The organism is Microcystis sp. LE19-8.1F (assembly GCF_027531715.1).
Lineage (GTDB): Bacteria > Cyanobacteriota > Cyanobacteriia > Cyanobacteriales > Microcystaceae > Microcystis > Microcystis wesenbergii_A.
The window spans coordinates 1-1,460 of sequence record NZ_JAPZSO010000131.1; the positions used below are offsets into that span (position 1 = coordinate 1).

Here is a 1,460-nt window from a genome sequence, read left to right on the forward strand (position 1 = left end):
TCCGACCAGATTTCTTGATAGATAACTGATTCTTTCATGATGTCCTTCCTTAATAATCGTTGGATGATGTCTTTCTTTAATACTAACCCGGCTAGAATTGCGGTAGATGCAGCCAGATTACTTTGTTCTCGACTATCGCTGATTTGCTCGATTTCTTGGGCAATTTGCCGCAGTAAGTTTTCTTGTTTCTCAGCTTGAGCAAGTATGGCAAAGGGAAACAGTCCGGGGGCCTTTAATAGGGGTTCTGAGGGTTGTTCCCAGAGTCTAATCACTTCAAATTGATGAGAGGTTTTCCCTTGTTTATAATCATTCTGTCGGACTGTGGGGGAGTCACTTTTCCTTAGATAAATAACCACTTGATGGATAGGTTTATGGGGATAGCGTCGATAGAGTCTGGTGGCATAATCTAGCATTCTATAGGGAATATCTTCTTTAGGGTCGGTTTGGAACTCGATATGTAAGATTAATTCTTCCGACTCTAAAAAGATTAAAGTATCGGCTCTAATTGGTTCTAGGGATAATTCCGAGGGTTTAATTTCTGTTAATTCTAAGGGTTTACCCAGTAACCAAGTGGCCAAGTCTCTCGAATATTCAAGGGCGATAAATTTACAGGTAGAATCATACATTTTTAATTCAATTATAGGTTAAGGCTGACCTATATTTTAACAAAATTAAGTAGTCGTGCAAAATTAATTTCCTAGTGAAGATAGGCAAGAGGCAAGAGGCAAGAGGCAAGAGGTGGTTAGATATGTGTAATTAATTTTGCTTAGGTACTTATCACCCTATCTCCCCTTATTAAGGGGAGCATCTGACAATTTTTAAGTAGTTAGGTGTTCAAAACCGTGAAATCACCCCCCTTATCAAGGAGGGTAGGGGGGATCGAACCCAAAATCTATCTTCAATTTAATTATAACCAGCTACTTAATACCTAGCTACTTAAACAAAGGATTTTTATTCGGGGAAGGGTATATCTAAACTCATTTGTTGTCCTTGGGTTTCCCTTTGTTTTTCGGCAGCTTTCAGGACTTCAAAGGTGAGGATAACATCGAGACGTTTTTTCTGTTCAAGGATTTCTTGTACCGTCACAATCTCAATTTTATCGACACTTTGACTCCTATAACGACTGCGATAAATTCCCGCAGATTTGGCTGTTTGGATCATATCTTTGCTGGGGGGTTTCAAGGTGATAAATATACCCAGGGCTGCCCCTTGTAGTGTCATGGTTCCCTGTAGATCTCTGATGTCTCCCGATTTGACATTACCGGATTTTACTTGAAAAATAATTTTCTCCCGATTGTCTTTATCTCCCTGAAAATAGGCAATGGCATCGACTCCTTTATCTGCCCCTTTTTTGTCATTAATCACGGCCCGGTTATTACTATAGGTTAAAACCGCCCATTTCTCAAATTCTTTGCGGGTACGATCATCGGGTTTAGTGGCTAATGCTTTGGCTGATTCTA

At 39.9% G+C, this 1,460-nt stretch carries 2 protein-coding genes; both read right to left on the bottom strand.

Annotated elements, in window-relative coordinates; all coding sequences use genetic code 11:
- Nucleotides 1-626: RpnC/YadD family protein (locus O9334_RS12980; protein WP_288000464.1), on the bottom strand; the 626-nt coding region annotated here is incomplete at its 3' end.
- 325 nt (nucleotides 627-951) lie between these two features.
- On the bottom strand, nucleotides 952-1,460 hold a 509-nt coding region (locus O9334_RS12985), incomplete at its 5' end, for a restriction endonuclease (protein WP_288000466.1).